Source organism: Pseudoalteromonas sp. GABNS16E (assembly GCF_028598715.1).
GTDB classification, from domain to species: domain Bacteria; phylum Pseudomonadota; class Gammaproteobacteria; order Enterobacterales; family Alteromonadaceae; genus Pseudoalteromonas; species Pseudoalteromonas atlantica.
Window position 1 is genome coordinate 20,860 of record NZ_JAQREZ010000026.1, and the last position, 26,855, is coordinate 47,714.

25 protein-coding genes and 1 pseudogene are annotated in these 26,855 nt (G+C 41.0%); 9 read left to right on the forward strand and 17 right to left on the reverse strand.

Annotated features, from left to right (window positions below; genetic code table 11):
- Nucleotides 1–374 precede the first annotated feature (374 nt).
- Together PSI06_RS11755 and PSI06_RS11760 are read left to right on the forward strand one after the other, a co-directional pair.
- A complete protein-coding gene (locus PSI06_RS11755; RefSeq protein WP_273603814.1) occupies nt 375–1,490 on the forward strand; it encodes an FRG domain-containing protein in 1,116 nt (371 codons plus the stop codon).
- Between the two features lie 136 nt (nt 1,491–1,626).
- Nucleotides 1,627–2,508, forward strand: a complete 882-nt coding sequence (locus PSI06_RS11760; RefSeq protein WP_008126570.1) for an NAD-dependent epimerase/dehydratase family protein — start codon at nt 1,627–1,629, stop codon at nt 2,506–2,508.
- A 383-nt stretch (nt 2,509–2,891) separates the two neighbouring features.
- On the opposite strand, the pseudogene PSI06_RS11765 reads toward PSI06_RS11760, so the two are convergent.
- The 5 genes and pseudogenes from PSI06_RS11765 to PSI06_RS11780 all read right to left on the reverse strand — a co-directional run.
- Nucleotides 2,892–3,812: pseudogene (locus tag PSI06_RS11765) on the reverse strand (OprO/OprP family phosphate-selective porin); the annotation flags it as partial.
- 18 nt (nt 3,813–3,830) lie between these two features.
- On the reverse strand, nt 3,831–3,983 hold the full coding sequence (locus tag PSI06_RS11770; protein WP_273603813.1) for a hypothetical protein: 153 nt from the start codon (nt 3,981–3,983) through the stop codon (nt 3,831–3,833).
- 1 nt (nt 3,984) lies between these two features.
- Nucleotides 3,985–4,572, reverse strand: a complete 588-nt coding sequence (locus PSI06_RS11775) for a DUF4956 domain-containing protein (RefSeq protein ID WP_024032941.1) — start codon at nt 4,570–4,572, stop codon at nt 3,985–3,987.
- A gap of 1 nt (nt 4,573) precedes the next feature.
- The gene (locus tag PSI06_RS21485; RefSeq protein WP_337944151.1) at nt 4,574–4,888 is read right to left on the reverse strand and encodes a VTC domain-containing protein; all 315 of its coding nucleotides are present in this window, start codon (nt 4,886–4,888) and stop codon (nt 4,574–4,576) included.
- The gene (locus PSI06_RS11780; RefSeq protein ID WP_273603812.1) at nt 4,776–5,270 is read right to left on the reverse strand and encodes a hypothetical protein; all 495 of its coding nucleotides are present in this window, start codon (nt 5,268–5,270) and stop codon (nt 4,776–4,778) included. The genes PSI06_RS21485 and PSI06_RS11780 overlap by 113 nt, the downstream gene beginning before the upstream one ends.
- A gap of 329 nt (nt 5,271–5,599) precedes the next feature.
- Here PSI06_RS11780 and PSI06_RS11785 point away from each other — a divergent pair, with 329 nt between their 5' ends.
- From PSI06_RS11785 to PSI06_RS11800, 4 genes are all read left to right on the forward strand, one after another.
- On the forward strand, nt 5,600–5,800 hold the full coding sequence (locus PSI06_RS11785) for a hypothetical protein (RefSeq protein WP_407073075.1): 201 nt from the start codon (nt 5,600–5,602) through the stop codon (nt 5,798–5,800).
- A gap of 136 nt (nt 5,801–5,936) precedes the next feature.
- Entirely contained in the window at nt 5,937–7,904 is a 1,968-nt protein-coding gene (locus PSI06_RS11790) for a hypothetical protein (RefSeq protein WP_273603811.1), read from the forward strand.
- Nucleotides 7,905–7,975: 71 nt separating this feature from the next.
- Complete coding sequence (locus PSI06_RS11795) at nt 7,976–8,434, forward strand: TlpA family protein disulfide reductase (RefSeq protein WP_004586979.1); 459 nt, start codon at nt 7,976–7,978, stop codon at nt 8,432–8,434.
- A gap of 182 nt (nt 8,435–8,616) precedes the next feature.
- Nucleotides 8,617–9,747: a DUF2971 domain-containing protein gene (locus PSI06_RS11800; RefSeq protein ID WP_273603810.1), complete on the forward strand. Its 1,131-nt coding sequence runs from the start codon at nt 8,617–8,619 to the stop codon at nt 9,745–9,747.
- Nucleotides 9,748–9,894: 147 nt separating this feature from the next.
- Here the strand turns inward: PSI06_RS11800 and PSI06_RS11805 are convergent, their stop codons facing one another.
- Entirely contained in the window at nt 9,895–10,773 is an 879-nt protein-coding gene (locus tag PSI06_RS11805) for a LysR family transcriptional regulator (protein ID WP_273603809.1), read from the reverse strand.
- Between the two features lie 137 nt (nt 10,774–10,910).
- Here PSI06_RS11805 and PSI06_RS11810 point away from each other — a divergent pair, with 137 nt between their 5' ends.
- Nucleotides 10,911–11,987 carry a YeiH family protein gene (locus tag PSI06_RS11810; RefSeq protein ID WP_004586982.1) on the forward strand — a complete coding sequence of 359 codons (1,077 nt, stop codon included), beginning with the start codon at nt 10,911–10,913 and terminating at the stop codon, nt 11,985–11,987.
- 27 nt (nt 11,988–12,014) lie between these two features.
- On the opposite strand, the gene PSI06_RS11815 is transcribed toward PSI06_RS11810, so the two are convergent.
- From PSI06_RS11815 to PSI06_RS11830, 4 genes are all read right to left on the reverse strand, one after another.
- Nucleotides 12,015–13,322 (reverse strand): DASH family cryptochrome, encoded by a 1,308-nt coding sequence (locus PSI06_RS11815; RefSeq protein ID WP_273603808.1) that lies wholly within the window; start codon nt 13,320–13,322, stop codon nt 12,015–12,017.
- 120 nt (nt 13,323–13,442) lie between these two features.
- Nucleotides 13,443–13,781: a transcriptional regulator gene (locus tag PSI06_RS11820; RefSeq protein WP_273603807.1), complete on the reverse strand. Its 339-nt coding sequence runs from the start codon at nt 13,779–13,781 to the stop codon at nt 13,443–13,445.
- 110 nt (nt 13,782–13,891) lie between these two features.
- The gene (locus PSI06_RS11825) at nt 13,892–14,599 is read right to left on the reverse strand and encodes a winged helix-turn-helix domain-containing protein (protein ID WP_273603806.1); all 708 of its coding nucleotides are present in this window, start codon (nt 14,597–14,599) and stop codon (nt 13,892–13,894) included.
- 50 nt (nt 14,600–14,649) lie between these two features.
- Complete coding sequence (locus tag PSI06_RS11830; protein ID WP_273603805.1) at nt 14,650–16,377, reverse strand: DUF885 domain-containing protein; 1,728 nt, start codon at nt 16,375–16,377, stop codon at nt 14,650–14,652.
- Nucleotides 16,378–16,593: 216 nt separating this feature from the next.
- On the opposite strand from PSI06_RS11830, the gene PSI06_RS11835 reads away from it, so the two are divergent.
- Both PSI06_RS11835 and PSI06_RS11840 read left to right on the forward strand, forming a co-directional pair.
- Complete coding sequence (locus tag PSI06_RS11835) at nt 16,594–17,181, forward strand: DUF4202 domain-containing protein (protein ID WP_273603804.1); 588 nt, start codon at nt 16,594–16,596, stop codon at nt 17,179–17,181.
- A 31-nt stretch (nt 17,182–17,212) separates the two neighbouring features.
- Complete coding sequence (locus tag PSI06_RS11840) at nt 17,213–17,713, forward strand: TFIIB-type zinc ribbon-containing protein (RefSeq protein WP_273603803.1); 501 nt, start codon at nt 17,213–17,215, stop codon at nt 17,711–17,713.
- Nucleotides 17,714–17,822: 109 nt separating this feature from the next.
- Here PSI06_RS11840 and der read toward each other — a convergent pair whose 3' ends face one another.
- From der to pilW, 7 genes are all read right to left on the reverse strand, one after another.
- Nucleotides 17,823–19,289: a ribosome biogenesis GTPase Der gene (gene der, locus PSI06_RS11845; RefSeq protein ID WP_004586988.1), complete on the reverse strand. Its 1,467-nt coding sequence runs from the start codon at nt 19,287–19,289 to the stop codon at nt 17,823–17,825.
- Between the two features lie 74 nt (nt 19,290–19,363).
- Entirely contained in the window at nt 19,364–20,542 is a 1,179-nt protein-coding gene (gene bamB / locus PSI06_RS11850; protein WP_273603802.1) for an outer membrane protein assembly factor BamB, read from the reverse strand.
- 10 nt (nt 20,543–20,552) lie between these two features.
- The gene (locus PSI06_RS11855; RefSeq protein WP_004586990.1) at nt 20,553–21,173 is read right to left on the reverse strand and encodes a YfgM family protein; all 621 of its coding nucleotides are present in this window, start codon (nt 21,171–21,173) and stop codon (nt 20,553–20,555) included.
- A gap of 19 nt (nt 21,174–21,192) precedes the next feature.
- Complete coding sequence (hisS, locus tag PSI06_RS11860; RefSeq protein WP_273605024.1) at nt 21,193–22,473, reverse strand: histidine--tRNA ligase; 1,281 nt, start codon at nt 22,471–22,473, stop codon at nt 21,193–21,195.
- A 396-nt stretch (nt 22,474–22,869) separates the two neighbouring features.
- The gene (ispG, locus tag PSI06_RS11865) at nt 22,870–23,988 is read right to left on the reverse strand and encodes a flavodoxin-dependent (E)-4-hydroxy-3-methylbut-2-enyl-diphosphate synthase (RefSeq protein ID WP_004586992.1); all 1,119 of its coding nucleotides are present in this window, start codon (nt 23,986–23,988) and stop codon (nt 22,870–22,872) included.
- Between the two features lie 5 nt (nt 23,989–23,993).
- Nucleotides 23,994–24,890: a RodZ domain-containing protein gene (locus PSI06_RS11870; protein WP_273603800.1), complete on the reverse strand. Its 897-nt coding sequence runs from the start codon at nt 24,888–24,890 to the stop codon at nt 23,994–23,996.
- A complete protein-coding gene (pilW, locus tag PSI06_RS11875; protein WP_273603799.1) occupies nt 24,887–26,758 on the reverse strand; it encodes a type IV pilus biogenesis/stability protein PilW in 1,872 nt (623 codons plus the stop codon). The genes PSI06_RS11870 and pilW overlap by 4 nt, the downstream gene beginning before the upstream one ends.
- Between the last annotated feature and the right edge of the window lie 97 nt (nt 26,759–26,855).

The window sequence follows — 26,855 nt, forward strand, 5'->3', positions numbered from 1 at the left end:
CTTATCTTTTTTGATTTAATACGGTATGCATTGCGGTTGAATGTTGTAGCACATATTAAAAGAGTTCCCCACAAGCTAAGCTATCTTAAGTTAAAAATGTAGTAAGGCGTTTATCAGTGATAACCGCTCATTGATATTGGCTAAATATCGTCGTTAATTGATTAGTTAAACTGCTCTTTGCGCATATATTCATGAAAATAAGCGCTACGCGCAAATTGGGTTATTTAACTTTACCTAAAAACTTTAGAAAACTTAGTGATAGTAATACCTTAGGTAATTTGTTAAAACTATATAAAGTAGATAAGTGAGCGTTAAGTCGGCAGAAATATGCGCGATGAGCGCACTATTAAATTGTTATATGCAAGGAGAGTTCAGTGGTAGCTGATAAATGGAATCACGTAGATAAAGCCTTTATGTTTTTTTCTGAAAAGCATAAAACTAAGTCTAAGTTTAAGCTTTCAGAATTAGCTAAATATACTGATTGGAGCATTCCAACGGTAAGAACCTATCTAAGAAAAAAATGGTCAACGCTGTTAGTTGAGGATAAAGGCACTTTTACTGTTAGTGACTCATTCTCTAAATACGATAAAAAGAGTTTTAGGCAACACCAAAGTCAGATGAGTGAGATTGATGACCGTAAAAAGCGGACATCAATTGCAAACCATACGTCAATTGGTAGTGTACGAACATTCTTAGGTGAAATTGAAAAGCTTAATTCTAATGGTGAATTGTATTATCGAGGGCAAGGTTATTTTGGATTTAAAGCACAACCTTCGATTTATAGAAATGACGGGCTCATAGAAAACGAACATAGAATGTACCGTGAAATTATTACTAAATGTCCAAATGACTTCCAAGAAGCTGCTAGCACTTTTGAACATTTAGTAAAAATGCAACACTACTTCCTCCCCAGCAGACTTTTAGATATTACTAAAAACCCCTTAATTGCTCTTTATTTCGCTTGTAGTAGTGAAGAAAATGATGACGGAGAGGTCATAATCTATGATTTTGATATGAATGATATCAAATTCTATGACAGTGACACTGTTTCTGTAATTGCAAACTTAGCCCGAAGACCTCCTGCTTTTTCAATTGAAAATATTAAATTTAAAAGTGAAGAAGATTTTAATAAAGAAGGTGAAATCAAACTTCTTTTACATGAAATCAAAGAGGAAAAGCCATATTTCGCGCCACTGATTAAAGCTGAGCATTTGGAAACTGTTGTTTGTGTTAAGCCTAGACTAGACAACCCAAGAATTATTAAGCAAGAAGGTGCTTTTTTATTGTTTGGTATAAACAATAAAAAGACGAGTTGCGCTGACTTTTCCGAAAGCAAGCAAGCTCTAATAGATTCTAAAAGGCTAATTGTGATGAGAGAACACAAGCATAAAATATTAGAACAATTAGCATCTTTAGGAATAATGAGATCAACAATATATCCAGAAATTGAACACGTAGCTATGCAGATGAAAACCAAGTATGAGAGTTAATTGCATATAACAAGTCACTTAAAAGGACAAATAACAGTTGGTTTTTGCTCCTTCGTCGCTTATTTTAACCAACTATTTTATTGCCTGTTAACAGGGCGTTAGCTGCTTTGAGGTCAATCATTAGTAAGGTGTCATAGTGAGAATTTTAGTAACAGGCTCTGCCGGTAGAGTCGGGCGTGCAATCTATATTAAATTAATGCGCACCCATGACGTGGTCGGCATTGATAAAACGCCTTGCTCAACAGCCGATTACATTGGTGATATTCTTGATAGTGATCTGATTGATCGGGCTCTTAAAAATGTTGATGTCATCATTCATACAGCGGCTCTTCACGCTCCACATGTTGGTTTAGTACCTGATTCAGAGTTTCAGTCTATCAACGTAGACGCGACCGAGAAACTCGCTCTGGCTGGATTAAAAGCAGGTATTAAGCACTTTATTTTTACCAGCACTACTGCATTGTACGGCTATGCTTCAACACCTAAAGGTATTGCAGGTTGGATAAATGAAGACGTTACTCCTCAACCCAAGTCGATTTATCATAAAAGTAAAATTGCGGCTGAAGCTAAGCTAGAAGAAATTTCAAAGTTGTTTCAGCTTCCAGTTACTGTGCTGCAAATGTCGAGATGTTTTCCTGAACCTGCGGATTTAATGGCAGTATTTCGCCTTACTCGTGGCATAGATGCTCGTGATGTAGCAAACGCTCATTTATGTTCTGTGGAAAAACGCTTAAGTGGTTTTAATCGTTTTATAATCTCAGGCGCTACACCTTTTCAACTTTCTGATTGTGAAGCTCTATATACTGATGCTGCATCTGTCATCGAGCGTCAATGTCCTGACATCGCGCTAGCATTTAAACAAAGAGATTGGCAACTACCTCAAAGCTTAGATCGCGTATATGATTCATCATCTGCATGTGACAAATTAGGGTGGTCACCTATACATGGTTTTAAAAGCGTTTTGGAAATGCTAGATACTGAAATACCTGAAGTATTGCCAATTTTGAAACGCAGCTAACAAAGCAATTAAGAGTGATTCGGCATGGGCAGCGTTTTTACTATGCATTGCTTTTAACATTAGGCAAAGCGAGTTCGCCCTCAGTACACTCTTTTTTAAAAGTTTCATACTTTGTGCCTAAACTCGTTTGCAAGTTTAGTTTTTCGATAGCTGCCTGTATTAGCCCTTGTCCATCTTTTGTTCACTAAATGCTGGTGTTCATTTTTATTGAACGATATTAATTAGTGAACAGGGAAACTTAAATCCCTTACTGTAATTAGTGGAATAAGTACAAGCCTGATAAGTAACCTTTAGAGAGTTTAAACAGCTCTATTAAAATAAGCCCCTGTATTAAACGTAACGTTTAACACAGGTTTGGGCTAACCTACTAAACACCAAACGTATTAAAACGAATACTGTAGCCTTAATGAGATTGCATTGCCCGATGTGATAGTACCGCCTGCTTCAAAGTAGTCGGCTTTAATGTAGTCGGCCATAAACTTTATGTTTTTGTTTACGGTGTAGTTAACACCAAGGGTGTAGGTTTTTGCGTCTTGGTTTTCTTGCTTGAGCTTAAGTAGGCTGTAGCGGCCTGTAATTTCCCAGCCTGGCTCTGAGCTTGCGCCTAGTTTTGCGTTTTTATACTTACGGTATCCGCCTGATAGCTGATAACCAAATTGCAAATAGCCGCCTTCGTAATCATTGGTTGTATTTTCAATACTGGTTACTTGTGCTTGTTGCCACTCGGCCATCATGGTAAATCTATCTTTAAGCCATAGTAGCTCTACGCCTTGTTGCGAGAGGCTATCTGCATTAATTTTATCGCCTTCTATTAATGAGTCGGCGGTGTAAACTTCAAGAGGTTCATTCACTCTAAATTCGTTACCGTCGTACTGCCTTTCACTAAATGCGATGCCTAGGTGTAAAAGGTTGGTGTTTTGCTGCCATGGCACCCAGGCTAAGCGCCCTGTAATAGCAGACGTTGCTTCGTCTTCATCGGGCTCGTAATAACCTAGTTGCCAATTTACTGAGGCTATGTCTCCCGATAGGCTAATACCTAAGCTGCGCCCTGGTGAAAACGCTTCGCTTATCATGCTGCGCTCAAGCATTAGCAATTTACGCGAGCTAGTTAGTTTTTCTAGGCCAAAACTTTCTTTTTGCTAGCCTATGGTTAAATCGGCATATTTCCAGCCAGAGTATTCTAGGTAGGCGTCTTTTATTTCGGTTTCGCCATCGGCAAAGCCAAGCTGAAATTTACTTTTCCAGTCTTTGCTTATGTCTGATTTAAAACTTAGGCGAGCGCGGCGTATTTCTGAGGTACTTTCTGAGCTGTTGCTGTCGTATTACCCCTCTAACAATGAGGTATCAAACTTGTTGTAGTCGAGCATGATATAGCCGCTTAGGTCTATATCGTCGTTAATTTTGGCAAAGCTTGCGTTACTAACAAGGCAAAGAGCTGAAAGTGCCGCATAGGTAATCGTTTGTTTAGAGGTCATGTTAGGCTGCCTTTGTTTGTTTTTCGGCTAAGTAACTTACTTTTAGTTGCGCTACGTCTCTTAAAAAGTCGATGTGTTCTATATCTACGGCAACTACGTTTAGGCCTGTGCGCTGTTTTAAATCATGGATGAGTGTGGCTTGGTTTTGCGGGGTTATGTTTTCTATGCGCTCGTAGCAAACGCTTTGTACTTCGTAGCGTTTTACAAATACGCTTGAGTCAATCAAAAAGGCAATTAAGCAAATAATACCGTTAAGAATGCTTAGCTCAATTAAACTCATTTGCCCTACAGAGGTCAGTAAAGCAATGGCAGTAACAAGGAATAAGTAGGTCATTTCTTTAATCGAAATAGACTCAGTGCGATACCTTAGCATGGTAAATACGGCAAATAGGCCAAATGCAAATTCCATCGACATATCAACGCCGTGCAACAAAAAGGTAATAATAAAAACGCCTACGCCAAATAAAATAAACGAGCCTGCTACCACTGCATTTTTACTTACGCGAAAGTAACAGCCATAGCAAAGTACAGCCAGCGATAGAATGTTTACTAAAAAGCGGGAAAGAAAAATAAGATCTAATTTGGTCATTTTAATTATTCTCTAAAGGTAAAAGGGGGTTAGTGCGGTTAAGGTGTTTTAAACGGGCTAAAACAGGTTTAAAGCGGTTTACTTTTAAACGCTCGGGGTAAAGCAAAGCACAGCCAATGCAGTATTTACTAAACGAGGCAGGGGATATGTGGTGTTTGCTCATAAGTTTATAAAATGGCGAGCGTTTTGTTTTTTTACTTTGTTTAAGCTCGGCAATAAAAAAGCCCGGAGCCGTAACTAAAGCCTTCAGCGGCTTCACCTTCTTCCCAATCAAGTACAGACACCGCAGTGCCGTCCTCGTATAATGTAACCGCATCGTCGCTACCTAATTTAAAGGTTACGTAACAGCCGCTAGCGGGCGGGGTGTCGGTTTCATCAATGGCTTGAATAACAATAAACTCACCTTGGGAAAGCGATACTGCAGGCAAAGCTTGAGGCTCTCTGTCGGCGTTATCATCAACAAGTGAAAATACCGATAAGTCGGCTATATCTTCAGTGGCGTATAGCTCAATCCAATAGTAGGTGGTATCGCTTGGGCTTGCGACAATTTCGTTAATAACTAAGCCCGTTGAGGTGGTTGTTGATGATGAGTCAGTTTGCTCTGTGCTGCTATCGGTTGTTTGCTCAGTACCGCCACAGCCATATAAAAATGTAGTAGAGGCGATAACTGAATAAAATATAAAAGGTTTTATATTCATGTATGCACGCTTATTATTTTATTAAAGTGGGCAAACTATAAAAATAGAAGGTGCAAACAATGTGTAAACATTCAGTAAGTTACATTTTTATGATGGTTTTATGACTGGATTTTAATAACTAGTGTGAGGAGCTTTGTAGAGCGCGTTAAAAACACGCTTAGTTTAAAGTTATCAAACAGCGTCAATGGGCGTGACGATGTCGATATCATTATTCGTGGTGGTTGTGATAAATAGGTGAACAATGGCTCAACGTATCAGCACCTGCTATCGCTATTTCAAATAATGGACTTTGGCTTGCTAAAAAAACCTGCAACGGTGAAGGAGTTTTAATGTCGACTCGAAGGGGGCTAAAATCAGAGCATGAAACGGATGAGCTTCAGAAGTCTAATTTTGAGTATGAGTTAGCGATAACGCAAAACACCAATATGGCGGTTTATTTGTTGTATAAAAAACAGCGCTCTTTAGTGCCAAAGGTAAAAGCGGCGGTCGACTTTTTATTACAAAGAATAAAAGAAACAAATGAAGAGTAATAAGCGAGCAGAATAGCGCTTAAGAGCTAGGTGGGTTGTTTGTATAAATAATAGGTAAAAAATATCTCCTTAAGCTAAAGCTTTTAACTAAGCGCCCGATACATTACTTAATAGGGTCTAGAGATTAAGGATAATCATGGTTTATAATGCACTTGGCAGCCGGTCTAATTTAAGCACTTTACTTGCCCAATCAGTTAATAACGCTAACCAAACCTCTGTGAGTCCTTCGCTACTGACCGGTAGCGACCTTCAAGCTATTAATGATTTACAAACTAACGCCCCCAAAATATCCGATGAATTATTAAGCCAGCTAAATAACCACACTATTGACGAAGCACTAGCTAGCAATCAAAAAGTAGGGGATATTTTACAACAGCAACTTACTTCGCTATTTACTATTTCAAGTACGCCTAGCACTCTTAACTATAAACTCTCCGGTGAAGAACTCGCCCTGCGCACCGTAATAAGCTCTCAGCATGAGGGGTTATTAAAAAACGAAAATAGTACCCAATTAATTGAGCGATTAAATACATCCGTTAAAAATATTCAGGGTGCCTATGCTAATACCAGCGATATTTTATCGAGTTTGGGGCAACTTGGGCATGAGCAAAAAACGTTTTTAGCCTCAAGTCAGCAACGTGTTGAGCGCTCACTTAATCCCTACATCGAAAGCCTCAATCGCGCAAAATACGAGGATGACGATAACTACCTGTTTGAGCTCTCGGTAAAAACTAAAGAAGGTGATGTTATAAACATTACCTTCAACTCGTCACAAGGTTATGACGAAGAAACAGGCGAAGCCGTTGATGGCTTTAGCTTAAGTTACGAAGTTAATGGCGATTTATCTGAGGCTGAGCATAAAGCACTTACGCAGGTGCTCAGTGGTGTTGGCGAAATGGCCGATGAATTTTTTAAAGTGAGTGAAAACTCATTTAATCCTCTTATAGTGCCAAACCAAACAGACATGAGTTTAGATTTTTTAGCAGGGTTTAATAGTGAGCAGCTAACAGGCTTTGATGTGTCGTTTTCAACAACGCAAAATAAAGATCTTGATTCGAAAGAGAACACGCTTGATTTAAGTTACTCCATTGATGAAGCATCAAACCAGCAAGCACTCGTGTTTAAAGCTGTAGGTGGGCAAAACGACATTGATTTTGCACTCGATATGTCAACCATTGGCGCTAAAGACAAACAGCAAATGCAGCAGTATTTAGCGTCGCTCGATCAAAGCCTAGAAGATAGCCGAGTAAACAGCACCCAGGACGATAAAGAGTCGGCATATGGGCGCAAAGGCGACGAGGTAATGCAGCAAGGGTTTGCATTATTTAAAAGTGCATTTACGAGCATGTCATCAGCGGCTGAGCGTTATAGCAAATTAGAGTCGCTTGCCAGTCAGCAATTTAATAACGGGCGCGCTATGGTGGCCGACTTAGTCGATAATATGATCACAAATGATCCTCGTTACCAAGGCCTTGGCGATAAAGCGCCAAATACCTTAGGCGCGGGGATTTCTAAGCTCGCTGATTTTGATGCTACATTTTCTTATGCGCTGGATAACGGCGATTATCAGCCTAAAAGTACCATTGAGCTAAGCCAAGCGACTGATCGAACCCAATTAGGGGATCTTAGCGGTGTAACGCAAAGTAAAAATGTAAGTAGCCATTTTGATTATCAATACAGTCGCCCTGATTACTACAACAAAGAAGAGAGTTATAACGTAGGGACTGCGGTTAAAAATAAAGAGCTAGTGGGGCTTGATCAGTCTCACGAAGTGGATGTTGATGCAAAAATGTATGCGTTTAACCCGCAAACTAACCAATACGAGCTGCAAATGGCGATGCAAGAGCAAACCGTTAGTAAAAGTGACATTCGCTTAATTGACGATATTTGGCTTGAAGAAAACGAAAACAGCTACTCAATGCATAAAAAAGAGCGTGATAATAGTGATGACAAGCAAGATGATTTTATAGAAACAAACCGTCACTCACACACTAAGCTTGTTACCTTAATTGGTGACTTAGATAAGTTAGCCGAGAATAAAGGCGTAAGGCGAGAATATTTAACTAACTTATCGCAAGTAAACTTTTTTATGGATAAAAAGTAACGCCTGAGAGCTGTTCACTCCACGCTTAATATTGGGTATAGTCGTTTAATACCTAAATTAAGAGTAACCTCATGTTTAAACAATTAATTTTATTGTGTGCTTTAAGCATGCCGTTATTAAGCTGTGCTGCTGACGCACCATTTGCGGGGGGTATTACAACTGATGTACTATTAAGCGATTACGATAAGTTTAATAAGCAGTACAACGCATTTACGCCAACCGAGCAAGATATAGCCTTAATGCAAAAGCTAGAAGGCAAGGCATTAGTTGTATTATTTGGCACTTGGTGTCACGACAGCCAACGCGAAGTCCCAAAGCTTATTAAGTTACTTGATGCGTCTAAGGTAAAACTTGCAAGCGTTAAATATGTGGCCGTGGGTTACAACAAGCAAGACGACGCTGGAATAGCACTAGCGCACGACTTGCAATACACGCCAACGTTTATAGTAAAAGACGATGGTAAAGAGTTAGTACGCGTAATTGAAAAACCAACGGGCACACTGGCACAAGATTTAACGCAGGGTTTGTGAATTCAGCTTGGGGGTATAAGAGCTTACGGATTTAGCTAATAGATTTATGGGTAGCTGATGAACTGCTATGAGTGATTTCTTAAAATTATAATGTGTGAAGTCGGGTTTTGCCCATTTAGCTATCTTTGTTTTTTGCATTATGGGCGCACTATAAATTGTTTCTTCTAGAATGAGTGGTAAAGGTGAACTTAAAAAAAATCAAACAGCTTAGGAAAACTCACTCTCTCGAGAAATTTGAGTTGGTTGACTGTGAACGAAATATTACGGGGCTAAATACCCATTACAACGTCTCAGTGCGGTTAGGTGATTCTGTAACAAATTTCAATATACTTGCGGATGCTACTGATACCGTTTTATATGTTGAGCGGTGGGCTGATGAAGTGAGCTTGGTGCGAACAGAGCGATTTGAAGAGATTTCCAAAAATGTTTTTCAGCCATTTACGAATGGCGAAACCCTAGATGATGATACTGTGATTTGGAAGTATATGGATTTAAGCAAGTTTATTTCTTTACTTTCAAGTCAATCCCTTTGGTTTGCAAGATTAGATAAAAATTGGGAAGTTGACCCGTTTGAGGGGAAAGTTCCAACTGCACATTGGGAATCACTTGTAGAAAGAATTCTAAATACCAAATTTGCTCCTCAGTTTTTTGGTAACAGTAAAGTACAGTTTGGTGGAATGCCAGAAGTAGGAATGGCACAAGTTCCGCAATCCGAACAAAAATCGAGGGAGATCGATTTACAAAGAAATATGTATGAGGCTGCCATCTACAATTCTTATGTGACTTGCTGGAATATCAGCACTCATGAGTCTTATCATATGTGGAAGTTATACTGTAATCATCACAACGGAATTGCAATTAAGTCTACTATAGGTCGACTTAAATCATCATTAGGAAAAAACAAAAACTATACTGTACTAGGTGGACTAATTGAATATTTAGACTTTAAAAACCAAATGCCAGCTAGAGGCGACAATCTCTTAACACATATTTATTGCAAAAGCATGCCATATTCTTTCGAGAATGAATTTCGTTTATGTTTAAGAGACTTTGGTTTTGTTAATGATGTCATAGGGGGAGACGCCCCGTACTCAGTAGATCCAGAAGAGATTAGAGCTAACTTAGATTCCTACAGATCAGGATATACTGTCAAGCTGGATTTAAATACTCTCATTGAATCAGTCGTAACATCTCCACACTCTGACCCTTGGTTTTTTGACTTAGTCACTTCAATCGTAGGAGATGGTCGAGAATTCCCGAATTCACTTAGTGATTTAAATGCGATTAGTGTAACTTCCTCTAACATGAATTAATACATTAGATAAACGGAGTAACAAGCGCATGTTTTCGAATTGGCTTTCCGGTGCGCTCTAAAGCAAACTCGAATGTGGGTATAACCAGTGTCTTTAAACCAAACATTCGCAACTTACAGCTCAGATCTAAATTCACTCATATAAATATTATTCACTAAACAGGCTTTTTTCGAACGCTTGCGCAGCATGCGAAGACGGTCTGTTTTTATAATGCAGTTGGTATAGCGGCCGAGAGAGTTGCTTGTTATTTTTTTGGCTCAGGCGCGTTAATTTGCCTAACTGCACTAAATCTTCTGTGACTACATTTGGCAATAAAGCGACCCCCATACCTTGAGCAACAGCCCTGGCAATGGCTTCGTTGCTGCCTAATTGCATACTTTGCTCTGCTTGTACGTCATGTTGTGCTAATAACTTTACCGACATTTCTAACGTGCCAGAGCCTGGCTCGCGTAATAACCAAAACTGCTCGTTTAACCATGCTTTTAAGTCTTTAGTGGGCTTAAAGTTGCTCGGTATAACCACACTCATTAAATCATTTTGCCAGTGCTTACTAATAATGTGCGGCTCGGTAGGTGTACCTTCAACCAGTGCTAAATCGATAGTGCATTCAAGTAAGGCATGCTCAATTTGCGCGGTATTAGCCACTTGTACTTCTACTTTTATATGCGGGTACTGCGCACAAAATTTGGCTAAATAAGGCGGTAGCCAATAACTGGCAATGGTGGTGCTGGTGCCTATAACTAATGTACCGCGCTTAAGCCCTGTGCGCGATTTAATATCTTCAATGGCGGCTTTTTCGATAGCAAAAATACTGCGGGCGTGATCATACAAAGCTTGGCCGCCTTCGCTTAAGGTGAGCTTTTTACCCTTAGATGCACGTTCAATAAGTTGAATATTTAACTGATGCTCTAGCTCTTTTAGCGCTTTAGAAATAGCGGGCTGGCTTATACAAAGCGCTTCGGCTGCGCCTGAAAAGCTACCCAATTTAGCCACTGTATAAAACACCCTAAGCGCATGTAAGTTCATTGTATAACCTTAAATTGCATAACTCTAAATTGTATAACTTTAAGTTATCAAATCATGATTTTAATATATTGGAGTTATATTTTGAGCTTTCTTACAATTAAGTCAACACATCAATATGGTTTAAGTGAGGGAATATTATGCTTAGCGCTATTAAAAATAGTTTTCAGCCTATAGGTATTAATACTAAGCAATACGGCGATACGCGCTGGTGGTTAGGTATGCTGCTGGTGGTTGTGTTAGCGGGGGCATCTGTTGCATTAAGTAAGTTACCTATAATGCAAAGTGCGCAATTTAGCTCCTTAACAATTGGTATAGTGCTTGGCATTATTGTGGGTAACAGTGTGTTTTCGCGTATAGCTACGCGTACAGATGTAGGCGTTGATTACGCTAAAAGTATATTACTCAAAGCGGGCGTTATTTTATTTGGGTTTAGAATTACTTTTGCGCAAGTAGCGGGTGTAGGCTGGCATGGCCTATTAACCGATGTGGTAATGCTGCTTGGTACGTTTATATTAGCAGTACAGCTAGGTAAGCGCGTTTTTAAGTTTGATGAACAAACAACCATACTAATAGGTGCGGGTAGCTCTATTTGTGGCGCCGCAGCGGTAATGGCAACTGAGCCAGTTATAAAAGCACAAGCGCATAAAGTATCTGTAGCGGTGGCAACGGTTGTGGTGTTTGGCACGTTAAGTATGTTTGCCTACCCAATTATGTTTGAATATATGGGTGTGAGTGAGCATGCGTACGGTATTTTTGTTGGTTCAACCATTCATGAAGTTGCGCAAGTGGTAGCAGCAGGGACTGCGGTAAGTGCCAATGCAGCCGACACCGCCGTGATAGAAAAAATGCTCCGTGTAATGATGCTTGCGCCATTTTTAGTAGGCTTATCGTTTTGGCAAAGTAAAAAGCATGCAAACATAAACGCACAGGGCGGCGAGCAAAAATCAGGAATTACAATCCCTTGGTTTGCAGTGTTATTTATAGTGGCAAGTGGCGTGCATTCGTTATCGGTTATTCCGCAAGGTACTACAAGCGCCATTATATGGTTTGACAATATACTACTTACCATTGCCATGGTCGCACTTGGGCTTCGTACCCACGTTGGCGCTATTCGCCAAGCGGGTATAAAGCCACTGTTATTAGCAGGTTGTTTATTTTTGTTTTTAACCTTAGGTGGCTTTGCCATTAATATAGGCATTGCGCAGCTGTTTTAAAATATAACCTGGTGGAGGGAGATTGGCTTAAATAGGCCAGTCTACTTCGTTTAAGTGATCGAGCTGCTGTGTTTTATTACTGTGCCCGTGCCATTTATTGGTATAAACACCATTTGGATCAAACTGCGCCGTTTGCTTTTGTATATTAAAGTGGCGGCCGCCACGCGGGTCAACCCCCACACCGGCTATGTATTGCCAGTTGCCCCAGTTTGCTGCTACATCGTAATCAATAAGTTGCTGCTCAAAATAGGCTGCGCCGTATCGCCAATCAAGGGCAAGCTCGTTTACTAAACAGCTTGCTGCAATTTGCCTTGCTCGGTTTGAAATGTAACCCGTAGTGTTTAGCTCTTTCATAATGGCATTTACAAGCGGGTAAGGCGTTGTGCCGTTACACCAAGCAGCAAAGCGTGTAGGTGTAAAAGTAGTAAGCGGTTTAGTTTGTTTTTGCCCTTTAAAGCTAAACAGGGTGTTACCTGCTTTAAGTGCGTGCCATTTAAAATACTCTCGCCATAGCAGTTCAAATTTAATCCAATAAGTAGACTCGTTTGCCGTATTGCATTGCTCGTAATTTTCTACGATTTTGTAAACTTGTTTTGCACTTATACAGCCAAAGGCAAGCCAAGTACTAAATTTGGTGGTGTTGTTAAAGCCATCAAGTTCGTTGCGAGTCGTTTTATAAGTACTTGGCATTGCGCCTGCAAAGTATTGCTTTAAATGAGCTTGCGCACTGTTAAGCCCGCCATGCATTACGCCTTTATTTGTTATACGTTCTATAGGTTTTTTTGCGCACAAAGTTATTGGCTGAGGGAGCAAACCGTTTGGCAAAGTAGAAGGTGTAATGGGGCTATTGGCGGCCTCTACTTTTTTACGAAACGGGGTAAAGTGTTTGGGTAATTCGCTTAAATCAAAGGGGAGGTCACTTTGCTTAAAGAGCGTGTCTTGCTGCGACCCTGTAAATTGTGTATTGGGGCAATGTGCTTTGAGTAAGTTTATTTGGCGTTGCTCGTACACGCCAAATTGTTCGCTGTATACAACTTCATCAATATTTTGCTCATTAATACGCGCTTTTAAAAGCGATACGGGTTCGCCATCAAGCACATGCAGGGTTTGCCCACGCTCAATAAGTGCTTGTTGTAGTTCGTACAAGCTTTGCATTAAAAACTGCTGTTTGTGTATGCCGTAAGGTTTTTGTTGGTAGTTATTATTTTTAAACCAGTGCGGGTTAATAACAAATACAATATCAAGCGCGCATTGCTGCAACATAAGGTCACTAAAAAATGGGTTGTCGGTTAGGCGTAAATCGTTTTGTAGCCAATATAAAATGCGTTTGCTCATACTTATGCTCTGGTTTTTGTAATCATTAAGTTTACGAAGCAAAAGTGGGTAGGGATTAGTCGGCTGCAAGTTTTAGTAATGAAGCGGTGAGCAAGTATTGCTTACTCACCTGTTTAGGTTTTATTGAACTGGTTTGGTCGTGTTAGTGAGGTTAATAGATACATAAGCAATTAAATATACAAATACGCTAAGCGGTAAACTACAAATAAATAAAGCAATTTTGTACTTTTTAGCAATAGATGGTTTAGGCATTATGATTGCAAAAAGCATATTCATTGCTAACCAAAAAATGGTAACTAACGGTGAAAGCGTTGTTTTAGCGCTTGATAAATCACATGTGCCAAATGAAATACTGGCAATAGATGCGTTACCTATTTCTATACATTGCGCGTTACCTAATAAGCTGATGGTAACTAATGTTGTAATTAATAATAGTGCTAGCGGCAGTAAATGTTTCATATTTTTTCCTTAGTTATTTAATTTTATGGGTCGCTCTATAGCGCCTAAACAAAATTAAATCGATTGGCAAAAAATAACGATAACAAAGCCATTAACTTTATAAGTCATTACTATTCAATAGGTTGTGTTTTTACTTCCGCTATAAGCTGATAACCTCGCTTCATTACAGACTTTATATATTTGGGGTTTTTTGTGTCGTTATCGTTAAGGGCTACACGTAGTTTGCTAATAACTCGTCTAACTGCGGTATCGGTTACTATTTGATTCTCCCATACATTATTGTGTAACTCTTCAAGGCTAACTATTCTTGGCTGTTGTTCTATTAAATAGCTAAGTACCTGCATGCATTTAGGCTCTAATGTGTAGAGGTTATCTTCTTTAATTAAGGACTGCTGCAGACTGTCAAAAGTGTACTCGCCAATTGTTAGCTGATTAACACTCGGCTTTTCAATAACAGGTTCTGCGCAAACATGGTTAGCTTGGGTTTTATTTGCTGCTGGGTTTGAATATTTTTTATAAACGCGAGATACCATCATTCCAGTTAAATTCATTAAAAGCACTAGCGGGCTGAGTGGAAATGCACAAAGGAAAAGTAAATACTTAAACCCCACGTGTACATTTGGTTTATTAAGCATTTGCCCAAATAACACATTTAAAAGCATCCATATAATAAAATAAGGCGTAAGGGAAATTGAATCTGTTTGCTCCCCACAAACGCCATATTTTACGCCCTCTATGTAGTTTGATGCTTCTAAACAAAACGCATTAGCTTGGCTGCTAAATAAAATGAATGATATAAAAATAAGTAGGTGTTTCATTAAAAAGTCCGTTTAGAAAGAGGCGGAAAATAATACCGTCCTCATTAATGTTAAATAGCCAATTTTTGTTTTGCTATCCAATCGTTTATAACGTCTTCAAGCACTGCCATAGGCAATGAGCCTTGGCCAATAACAGTGTCGTGAAAGCTGCGTATATCAAATTGTGTACCAAGCTCTTTTTCGGCTTTTGCACGTAGTTCTCGTATTTTTATTTCGCCCATTTTGTACGAGAGCGCTTGGCCTGGCCATGAAATGTAACGATCTATCTGATCCTCCACCGCACTTTGTGGTAAAGCGGTATGACTGGCTAAGTAATCAATTGCTTTTTGGCGGCTCCAACCAAAGGCATGAATACCGGTATCAACCACTAAGCGCACTGCACGCCACATTTCGTAGCCTAAACGACCAAAGTCGCTGTACGGGCTTTGATAAAAACCAGCTTCTTTACCTAAGCGTTCTGTGTATAGTGCCCAACCTTCGCCAAATGCAGAGTGGCTAAGTGTGCGTCTAAATTCGGGGACATTTAACTCCATAGCAATGGCGTTTTGTAAATGGTGCCCGGGTATGGCTTCGTGCAGACTAAGTGCTTCTAAATTATATAAAGGCTGCAGTTTAGGTGTTGAGGCTAAAAAGTAAGTACCTGGTGAGCGGTTATCTGGTGGTGGCATATAAAACGCACCACGACTTGCTGAGCCTTTAATAGTAAAGGTGTTACGCGGTAAGTGGCCAAAGTAAGTGGGCAATTTACCATACATTTTTTGCGTGATGAACGCGGTTTTTTCTAGCAAGTCTTGCGCGTCTTTTGCGTAAAATTGCTCATCGGTTGCTAAAAATTCTAAAAACTCACTATAGGTGCCATCAAAGCCTACTTCATCAATAATATTTTGCATTTGCGCCTTAATACGCGCGACTTCTCTAAGACCTAGTTGGTGTATTTGTTTAGGTGTGGCGTTTGTTGTGGTGTAGTAATTAACTGTGTACTTGTAGTAGTCAAGCCCGCCTTTAACGCTTGCTATGCCCGGCTGCGCTCTACAGTGTGGCATATAGTCATTTTCAAAAAAGTCGTAAAAATGCTGATACGCAGGAATTACTTTGTCTTTAATTACGGCTTGTGCTTTTTGTTTTAACTTTGATTTTTGCACTGCACTAAAGGTATTAGGTATACGCGTAAAGGGCTCGTAAAGGGCGCTGTTTTCGGGGTTTTTAACTATGTGCGCGCTAATGCTTTGGCTGTAATTTTCAAAGGTTTTACAGTAATGGGTAAATCCTGTTTTTATTCCTTCTTTCATTAAATCAATATTTTGCTGATTAAAGCGCGGGTAGTCGGCAAGGCTGATTAAAAATGCGTTGTAATCATCAGCTGTTAAAAAAGCCATATTAGCGGGCGCTTCTGCAAAGTAAGTATGCCAGCCACTTAAAAAATTTACCGGAAAATACTTATCTTGATAAAGGTAGCTTTGCTGCTCGGTTTCTCGCTCATATTTAAATAAGCGGTAGTTCATTAGCTGATCCTTGTTGAGCGTTTTTGGATCAATGTTGGCTAAGCTTTTTAGTACGCTGTTGTTATAAGCTTGGCGCTTTGCAATGGCTTGCTCGCTCCAATTTGGTAATGTGCCGTTTGGTTTCCAACCGTCTGGATCGGTTCGAAAAAATATTTTTTCAGCTTTGGCATTTTGCCAGTGGTTATCAATAATGGTTTTTAAATCGCTGTTACTGTCGGCAAGGCTTGGTAGCGAGGTGGCTGCTAAGCAAATAGCTAGAATACGTTTTTTAAACATAGTGATCCGTTATTGGCGAGTTAGTCGCGCTTTATTATTTTAATTTGTGCTCAATATAGTACCAAGTTAACTTAATCAATGCGCTTACTTTTACAACCTGTATTTATTGATTTGTATTATGGTTGAGCAAATTTCACTTCATAACTGAGTGGCGCACTAGTTTATTGTTTTATCAGCGTTTAGAATGATAAAAACTTACTATAAAAAATGACCATCATGTTTAATAAAGTAATCGCCCTAATTGATGAAGCAAACAACCAAGACCCAAACAGTGAGCAATTTAATGGGGAGAGTGTTCCAAAAGAGTATTTATACTCACAGCGTATGAGCGAAATGCTAACTCGCTTTAAGCCTGATGCCGATGAACTCATGCAAATTGCAGTGCGTGGGCAGCATATACAACGTTGGAAGTCGCCGCGTAGCGACTTTGCAATGAACAAGCAAGGCTATCATCAATGGCGCAGTGCGCTTTATATATATCATGCAAGTAGCGTTGTTGCGCTTATGCAGCAAGCTGGGTACAGCGATGATGAGCGAAACAGAGTGTACGATGCAGTTGCTAAAAAAAATATTAAACGTAACCCAGACAGCCAATTAGTAGAAGACGTAGCAAGCCTGGTATTTATTGAGCATTACATGCTCGGGTTTGCTAATACTAAGCCTGATTACGATGAGCAAAAATGGATAGGGATTATTCGCCGTACATGGCAAAAAATGTCAGACGATGCGCATGAGTTTGTACTTGCAGGTAATATTACATTGCCAGCGCCGCTTGTTGGGCTTATTCATAAAGCGCTTGAGTAAAAGAACATAAATAAATAAAAAGGAATTTTAAATGTATTGTCCTCGTAGTAATACGCCACTTGAACCTTTACTTGTTGGCGGCATTACTGTTTTTACGTCAGCGCAAGGCGGCGTATTTTTTGATAACAGCCAAATTTTTAAGTTTAGCTCGCCTGAGTTAAAGCATGGTCAGGTTCTAATTAAGTATTTGAGTAATTACATTGAAGGTGAGGGCGATGTATCATCGCGAGTAAATTGCCCAAAGTGCCCAAGCATAGTAATGATGCGCCGGTTTTTTTCGCCGCTCAAAGTGGTTGAGATAGACGAGTGCCCAGGTTGCGCTGGCATATGGCTTGATAGCGGCGAGCTTGCAAAAATACACGAAAACCATTTAACACCCAAAGAGCGAAAGCTGTTAGCTCACGAAATGGCCACCAATCATGGGTTTGTATCTATTAAGCCGCCAAAATCTAAGTATTACCCCAAAGCGCCTAAAAATAGCCAAGACACCACCGTTGAACGGCTGGTGCAATTGGCATTACTTAATCTTTAATACCCAGCCTCAAAATAAATCACTTAATTAAGCTAATTGGTATAAAGCATAAAAAACGGCGTACTAAAAAGTACGCCGTTTTTTTGTAATAAATTAACGCTTATGCAGTTTATTTATTACGGTTTTCTTTTGCAAAGGCACGTATTTTACGTTTTTGCGAAAGCGTTACTTTATTAGTACGCCCTGCAAATGGGTTATCACCTTCTCTAAATTCAATTTTGATTGGGGTGCCCATAATTTTAAGTGCTTTACGGTAGTAGTTCATCAGGTAGCGTTTGTAGCTATCTGGTAAATCGTGAACTTGGTTACCGTGAATTACAATACGTGGCGGGTTATAACCACCGGCATGCGCATATTTAAGCTTAACACGACGACCACGAACAAGTGGCGGCTGATGATCGGCCTGTGCCATGTCCATAATACGGCGAAGCATTGCGGTGCTAATACGTTTAGTTGCTGACTCGTACGCTTCGTCAACCGATTCAAATAAATGACCAACACCTGTACCGTGAAGTGCAGATATAAAGTGCAAGCGTGCAAAATCAATAAAACCTAAACGGCGATCAAGCTCTGTTTTAATGCGATCTTTAACGTAATCATCAAGCCCATCCCATTTGTTCACGGCAATAACCAATGAACGACCTGAGTTAAGCGCAAAACCTAATAAGCTTAAGTCTTGATCAGAAATACCATCGCGAGCATCAACAACCAGTAATACAACGTTTGCATCTTCAATGGCTTGAAGCGTTTTAATTACTGAGAACTTTTCAACTACGTCGCTTACTTTTTTACGCTTACGAACACCTGCGGTATCTATTAAAATATATTCTTTGTCGTTACGGGTCATCGGAATATAAATAGAGTCGCGGGTGGTGCCCGGCATATCGTATACAATTACACGTTCTTCACCGAGTATACGGTTTGTAAGTGTAGACTTACCTACGTTAGGGCGACCAATAATAGCCAGTTTTACTGGTTTATCGGCAAACGCTTGGTGGTCTGTATCGTCGCCTTCGGCTTCTTGATAAAGGTCGATTAACTCTTCATCGTCATCAGCAACGTCTTCATCTAGTGCTGCAAGCTCTGCAATTACAGGCTGTAAAGTGTGCTCTAAAAGCTGTGTAATACCACGCCCATGTGCTGCTGCAATATGGTGAATATTACCTAATGATAATTGATAAAATTCTGCACAGTTTGAGTCGGCGTCAATGCCATCTGTTTTGTTGGCAACTACAAAGCTTTTTTTCTCTTGCTTGCGCAAGTGATTAGCAATGGCTTGGTCAGCAACGGTCATGCCTACGCGGGCATCAACCAAAAACAACACAATATCGGCTTCTTCAATGGCAAGTAACGACTGGTCGGCCATTTCGGTTTCGATGCCTTCTTCAGAGCCATCAATACCACCCGTGTCTACCACGATAAATTCATAGCCATCGTAATTAGCTTGGCCATATTTTCTATCTCGTGTTAAACCTGGAAAATCGGCTACGAGTGCATCACGAGTACGTGTTAAACGGTTAAATAATGTGGATTTGCCCACATTGGGTCGCCCAACTAGAGCGATCACGGGAAGCATAAACTACCTCTTTAAAAAACAACAAAAGGCTTCGCAGTGCGAAGCCTTACAAAAAACCTTTAAGTGTTAGCTAGTTAGTTAGGGGTGTTTACCACACTAACTTCACCATCACGGGTGTATAAAATTAGCTTGTCGTCGGCTACAACCGGCTCAACAAAAAAGCCTGAGCTGTCAAATTCTTCACGAGATACTAACTCGCCAGTGTCTTTGTTTAGCCAATGTAGGTTACCTTCTTGGTCACCTAAAGCTAAGTGGCTATCTGCAACTGCAGGGCCTGTTAGGTACCAACCACGTAGAGCGGGTTGGCTCCAACGTTCAATACCTGAATTTTTATCTAATGCGTAAATTACGCCTTCGCTATCTACTAGGTAAATAGTTTGTGCATCCATCGCTATTTCGCGGTAGCTGCTGTATTCACGTTTCCATACAACATTGCCTGAGCGAATATCTACCGCTGCTAGGTTACCGTTGTATGCAATAGCATAAGCGTAAGGGCCGCTAATAATAGGTTGTGTGTCTACATCAACTAAGCGCTCAAATTCTGATGCGCCTTTAGCAACGGCAATTTCTGCACTCCATGCTGAATAGCCGCTCTCAGAAATGAGTACACTTAATTTACCTGTTTCTAAGCCTACTAACACACCACCGTTTGCAACTGTTGGCGAGCTTTGGCCACGCAATGTAAGCGGCGGTACTTCTTGTTCGAAGTTCCAGCGTTCTTCGCCTGTATCTGGGTGCAGCGCTAATAGTTTACCCGAGCCTAAATTAACAAAAATTAGGCCATCGCCCGCAGCTGGTTTTGATAGCGCTTCGCCTGGCACATTTTTACGCCATACTTCTTCACCCGTTTCGCGGTCAAGGGCAATAATAAACCCGTGCTCAGAGCCTACGTAAATTTTACCATAAGCTTGTAATATACCGCCTGATAATTTTGCTGTGCCGTTATCTGACCATGGCCAAAACGATAAGTCTTCACGTACGTCGGTTTCCCATAACGTGTCACCATTGGTAAGCGAAAGCGCTTCAATTTGGCCTTCGCGGCTAGCTACATAAATAGTGTCTTTGTATACAGCTGGCGATAAGCGAGAAAAATAATGTTCTACACCACTGCCAACCGACTCTTGCCACACTACGTCTGTTTCAAATTGATTAACAATTTCAGGAAGTACTAACTCGTCTTCGTCATCACTTGATGAACAACCCATTAGCGTTGCCATGCACAGTGCTAGAGTTGCTGTTGTTATTTTTTTCATACCTAAAACCTTATGCCGCTGGGCTAGTTACTGCTAGGTCGTCTAATTTAATTTGTAATAAAGGGTTTGTTGTTAACCCGCCTGCATCGGCAGCTGCTTGATACGCAGTGCGAGCTTGGTCTTTATTACCTTGTGCAATGTAAATATCGCCTTTTAGCTCAGCTACATTGGCGTTATATGCCTCTGGTAGTGGCGAGTTTAATGTACTTAGGGCTTCGTCAAATTTACTTTGCGCAAGTTGAATACGTGCTAAACGCGTAATGGCAATGGCTTTAAGTTCTTCGCTTTGGGCGTTTGTAACAATCCAGCTAAGTTTTTCGCTAGCAAGGTCTAATTTTTTTGCATCAACAGCGTCTTTTGCCGCAACAAAAGCGGCTAAAGTTGCATAGCTTGTGTCTTGGTTGTTTTTAATGAATGTATCGGCTGCGCCAAGTACATCGTCACTTTGAACAAGTGTTGTATATTCGTCAGACGCTTGCTCAGCAGTTGTAATTTGGTTTTGGTTGTATGCTTTCCAACCGTATAAGCCGCCTAAACCTACAATTACACCTAGCGCAAGTGAAATACCGTTTTCGCGAAAAAAGCGCTTAATGGCTTCTGCTTGTTGTTCTTCTGTTGAATAAATGTCCATTATTACCTCTTAAGTTAGCTTAGCTATTGATAAGCTCAGCTAATAGCGCTTTAGCTTGTTCTAATTCTAGTGTGACTTGCTCTTTACGCTCACGTAAATATTTGATGGTCACAACGCCTTTTTCTAATTCATCTTCGCCAATAATAACAGCCACTAGTGCATCGCTTTTATCAGCTCGTTTTAGTTGTTTTTTAAAGTTACCGCCACCGGCATGCACCATAACGCGTAAACCGGGTACGTCGCTACGCAGTTGCGCTGCAATGGCAGGGGCTTGTACGCTGGCTTTGTCGCCCATTGCCGCTAAATATACATCAGCATTACGGCGAATGTCACCTACACACTCAAGTGCTTGGAGTAACAGTACTAAGCGCTCTAGACCCATAGCAAAACCAACTGCGGGCGTTGCTTTGCCGCCAAGTTGCTCAACTAAGCCATCGTAGCGTCCGCCAGCACACACTGTACCTTGTGCACCTAGGCTATCTGTTACCCATTCAAATACGGTGCGGTTGTAGTAGTCTAAACCACGTACTAACTTTTCATTAACCGTGTATATGACGCCAGCTGCGTCTAAACGTTCACATAAATTTGCAAAATGTTCTTTTGATTCAGCATCTAAATGCTCAGACAATTTAGGCGCATCCACTAAGATTGCTTGCACGTCTGGGTTTTTGCTATCAAGTACACGTAATGGGTTTGAGTACATACGGCGCTTTGAATCTTCATCAAGCACGTCGGTATGCTGTTCAAGGTAGGCAACGAGTGCATCGCGGTAATCAGCACGTGATTCGTTAGAGCCTAACGAGTTAAGCTCTAAACGTACGTGTTCGTTAATGCCAAATGCTTTCCATAATTGCGCGGTAAGTAAAATAACTTCTGCATCTATGTCGGCTGTGGCAATACCAAATGTTTCTAAACCAAATTGGTGAAACTGACGGTAGCGGCCTTTTTGAGGGCGCTCATGACGAAACATCGGGCCCATGTACCACAGGCGCTGCTCTTGGTTATAAAGCAAGCCATTTTGGTTACCTGCACGTACACACACTGCGGTGCCCTCTGGGCGAAGGGTTAGCATGTCGCCGTTACGATCGGCAAAGGTGTACATTTCTTTTTCTACTATATCGGTTACTTCACCAATAGAGCGTTTAAATAAGTCGGTTGATTCTACAATAGGAAAACGAATTTCTTGATAACCGAACGATGCTACTGTCTCGCGTAAAATGTTTTCTACTTTCTGCCAAACTTGCGTGTCGCCCGGCAGACAATCGTTCATACCGCGAACTGCCTGAATTTGTTTTGCCACTGATAAATCCTAATTACTGTTTATGTGTAATAAAAAAATGCTTACACAACAAGAATGCTAAAAATTGACCCGTCATTATATACCCAAATGACCCCATGATGCGAGCGTCGTTTGAATTAAAAGCGATTTAGGCAAGGCATTGATTGAAAGTAATAGTGGTTCTATTGTTAAAATCAATAACGCAGTATAAATCGCTTTTAAACCAACCCGTTGGGCGGTTCACAGACACTTACTCTCATCGTTGTTACTTTTTAAAAGGGATTGCCATTCTTGCAAAGTAACGCCTTGATATTAAGAGCCTGTGAAACGCTGAATTCTGTACCTTGGGGTCGCTTGGGTATCCTCTAGCTATAAAGGTAAACGCCAAACACCGTGGTTTGGCGCTTTATAGGGTATTTATTCGACTATTTTAATATCGATAGGTGTTTGCTGCTCTTTTTGAGCAATAAAGTCGCGCACGTAGCCTTCAAGCTGGTCAACAATGTTGTTGTTATCAATACGCGCTTTTTGACGCTCGCCATTAATGTATAAACCTGAGCGGCGGTTTGCACCGGCAAGGCCAATATCACTAACAAGGGCTTCGCCTGGGCCGTTAACGACACAACCAATTACCGAAACAGACATTGGCTCAACAACATCTTCTAGGCGCTCTTCAAGCTGGTTCATGGTGCTCACTACATCAAACTCTTGACGTGAGCAGCTAGGGCAGGCAATAAAGTTAATACCGCGAGAGCGTATACGCAGCGATTTTAAAATATCAAAACCTACTTTGATTTCTTGAACTGGGTCGGCAGCAAGTGATACACGTAGCGTATCGCCAATACCTTCGGCAAGTAACATGCCTAAACCTACAGCCGATTTAACCGAGCCTGAGCGCATACCGCCGGCTTCGGTGATCCCTAAATGCAGGGGTTGATCTATTTCTTTAGCAAGTAAGCGATAAGCGCCTACAGCTAAAAATACGTCTGATGCTTTTACCGATATTTTAAATTGGTCAAAATCAAGGCGGCGTAATATATCTACATGGCGCATTGCTGATTCAAGTAATGCCTCGGGAGTTGGCTCGCCGTATTTTTCTTGTAGGTCGCGCTCTAATGAGCCGCCATTTACACCAATACGAATAGGAATATTATGCTCGCGCGCTGAGTCTACAACGGCTCTAATGCGCTCTTCACTGCCTATATTCCCTGGGTTTATACGTAGGCAATCTACGCCGTATTTTGCCACTTTTAACGCTATGCGGTAATCAAAGTGAATATCGGCTACAAGCGGTATACTAACTTGCTCTTTTATACTTTTAAACGCTTCTGCTGCATCCATAGTTGGTACAGATACACGCACTATATCGGCGCCGGCATCTTGTATTGCTTGGATTTGCGCTACCGTGGCATCTATATCCATGGTGTCGGTATTGGTCATCGACTGCACGGCAATAGGGGCACCGTCACCAATAGGCACGTTGCCTACATTGATGCGGGTTGATTTTCTGCGTTTAATTGGAGATTCTGAAAACATAGCGACTACTCTGCTAATGGTAATTTAAATTTGGCTAAACGATTTTTAGGATAACCAGAAATATCAACTGGTTCGCCGTTTAGAGAAACACTAACTACGTCGTGCTTACCCAGCACGACTGAAAAAGGCGGGGTGCCGCTTACAGCCATTTTATAGCCTGCTTTTTTTACGCCAAATGCTATGCGCTCACCTTCGCCATCGTGTATTTCTACCCAGCTCTCATCGTTAAACACCATGTTAATTGTACTGGTGTTACTTTGCGTGTCGGGCTCGTTAGTGGCTGTTTGGGTGCTAGCGGCAATAGGCGCCGTGGCATTAACGGCTTCACTTAAGGGGACTTGTTCAGCACTTATAGGCATTACAGCCGGTGTGCGCTCAACTGCCTGCGTTGCTTGCATTTGCGAGGGGTTCTCGCTTTCGTTATTTAGCGCGTTGTTATTTTGCTGGTTATCTAAAATTGAATTTTCAATATTGATTGTGCTTGTTTGCTCATCGATAGGCGTAGCATTTTGCCAAAACCATAAGGCAGATGAGCCAATAACAATGGCTAAAATAATGTAGCTCACCAGCATTAGGCGGCTGTCGTGGGCTTCTTTTTCTGTGCGGCGCGAAAAGCTTTGCATGTTAGCCGGCTTTGTAGGCTCGGGCGGTGCAGGCAATTTAGCTAATATAGGGGCGCTATCGACGTGTAGTTCACGACAATAGTTTTTAATGTAGCCTTTTACAAAGGTAATTGGGCCTAACGTTTGGTACTGATCGCTTTCTAAGCGTTGCAGCTGAGAAATAGAAAGCTTAAGTGGGCCAGTAAGTGACTCTAAGCTTACATTAGCCTGCTCTCGGTGCGCTTTTAATAGTTGCCCAACACTTGGCTCATCGCTTTGTTGCGTAGTTTCTTCTGTCATAATAGGTACGAATTTGGATCCACTAGTAATAGTCTGTGCCCAGGTGTAAGTTCTATATCTGGGCTTAATTTATTCCATCGCATTAATTCATCAATTAATACATGCCGCTGGGTAGCTATGTCGTAAAGGGTATCGCCAGCTTTAATCTCGTAATAAATATTAGGATCGTTTAAATAAATTTTACTTCCGTTGATAACACGATCCGACTCCTTTAGACCATTCCACTGCAGGAGTTTTTGTAGTTTAACATTGTATCGCACTGAAATGCTAAATAGGTTTTCACCAAACTCAATAATATGAAAAGGCACCTTTAAAGGGGGGACTTTTGGATTAAGCATGGGAGGCTCTTGTTTTACACTTGGTTGGTAGTTTTTTAGTGTAATATCGTTACTGTCGCTGTATGGGTTATTACTAAATACCGCACTGTCTTTTTTAGCCTCATAAAATACTACCGAATTATTTAAGCCCGCATTCTGTGGGCCATTTGCTGCAGGGCGTGTATTTTGTGGGGTGTTAAAGTTAGCTTGTTTTGGCGCACCAAATGAAATTATTTTTACTTCGTCATCATCTTTGGGTGTTTGTTTAGCGACGGCTTTTGGCGGCTCAGCTGTGGGTGTAGACGTTTGTTGCGCTTGGTGAACCGTTGTTAAAGCCAAAAGCACCGCTGCGGTATCTGTTTTAGACTCTGCAGGCACAGATGTTGTAGTTGTAGTTGCTACTTGGGCAGTATTTGTTACGGTTGGAGCGGCTGCCACAGCTGGCACTACTGCTTTAGTTGTTGTCGCTACTTTAGCCTGCGTTGGTTGAGCCGCAGGCGTGAGAGTGGCAGCGTCATCACTTTGCTCAGCTACGGTTTTTTGTTTGTTTGCTGCGGCAATGGTTGCCTGTGCTTTTGCCGTCTCATTTAATACTGGGCTTGAAGGCTCAACCCCTGGAGAAATTAAGCTGGTCGAATTATCGGTAGTTGGGCGCTTTTTACGGATAATTTTAATTTTTGGTTGCTCAACACTGATTTGCTCTTCGCCATACTGCTCTTGAAGCTCTTCGAGTTGCGCTTTACGGTATTTTTCGCGCAGTATTTCAAACTCAGTTTGTTTAGTACGATTATCGCGAATAGCATAGGCTTGCTTACTTGTTGGGTAAGTTTGCATTATGGTGGCGGCAATTTTTTCTGCTTCTTCTATTCTGCCCATGCGCTGCTTAATTAAATAACCAAGCAATAAAGCCCGTGCAGACACTCGGCCGGTGTCGTCATGACGCTTTAATACTTCGCTGGCTTTATGTAAATCGCTTTTAGCATAAAAAAGGGCGGCTAAGCTTATTAGGGTCGATGTACGTTGCGAGCTGTGATTAAGTGCTTGTTTAAAGTAACTCTCTGCATTTTCAAAGTCGTTAAATTCTATGGCACATAAGGCAAGGTTTTCGTAGCTTTCGGCAACGCGAATATAGCTTGGAATATCAATTGCTTTTAAAAACTGATCGGTCGCGCGGTCATACTCTTCAATACTACATAAAAACACACCGTAGTTATTAAGTGTGTTCGGATCGTCAGGCTTAATTGCTAATGCTTTTTGATAGGCTTTATCGGCACGCTCTTTTTCGCCTACTTGTTGGTAATAATAAGCAAGAGAGTAATGTACTTCAGGTAGATTTGGGGCAAATTCTATAGCTCGCTCAAGGTTATACTTTGCTTGCGAGTTGTTGCCAGTTTCTAAGTATTGTAAAGCGAGGGCGATACGTGTGCGTGCTGCGCCTGCATTATTGATTTTGTTTTCGACGACGGGTTTGTCACTGCCGTTATAACTACTTTCACTTACGCACCCTGTAAGGGTTAGTGTTGAAAGTGTTAAAGCAAGTAAAGATCGCATTACCTTGTCTCTGTTTTTCTATCCATAGCGCCTATCTTACCTAAAACCCTTAGTGTTGCATCATTTATTTAAAAATAAACAACTTAACCACCCTGCA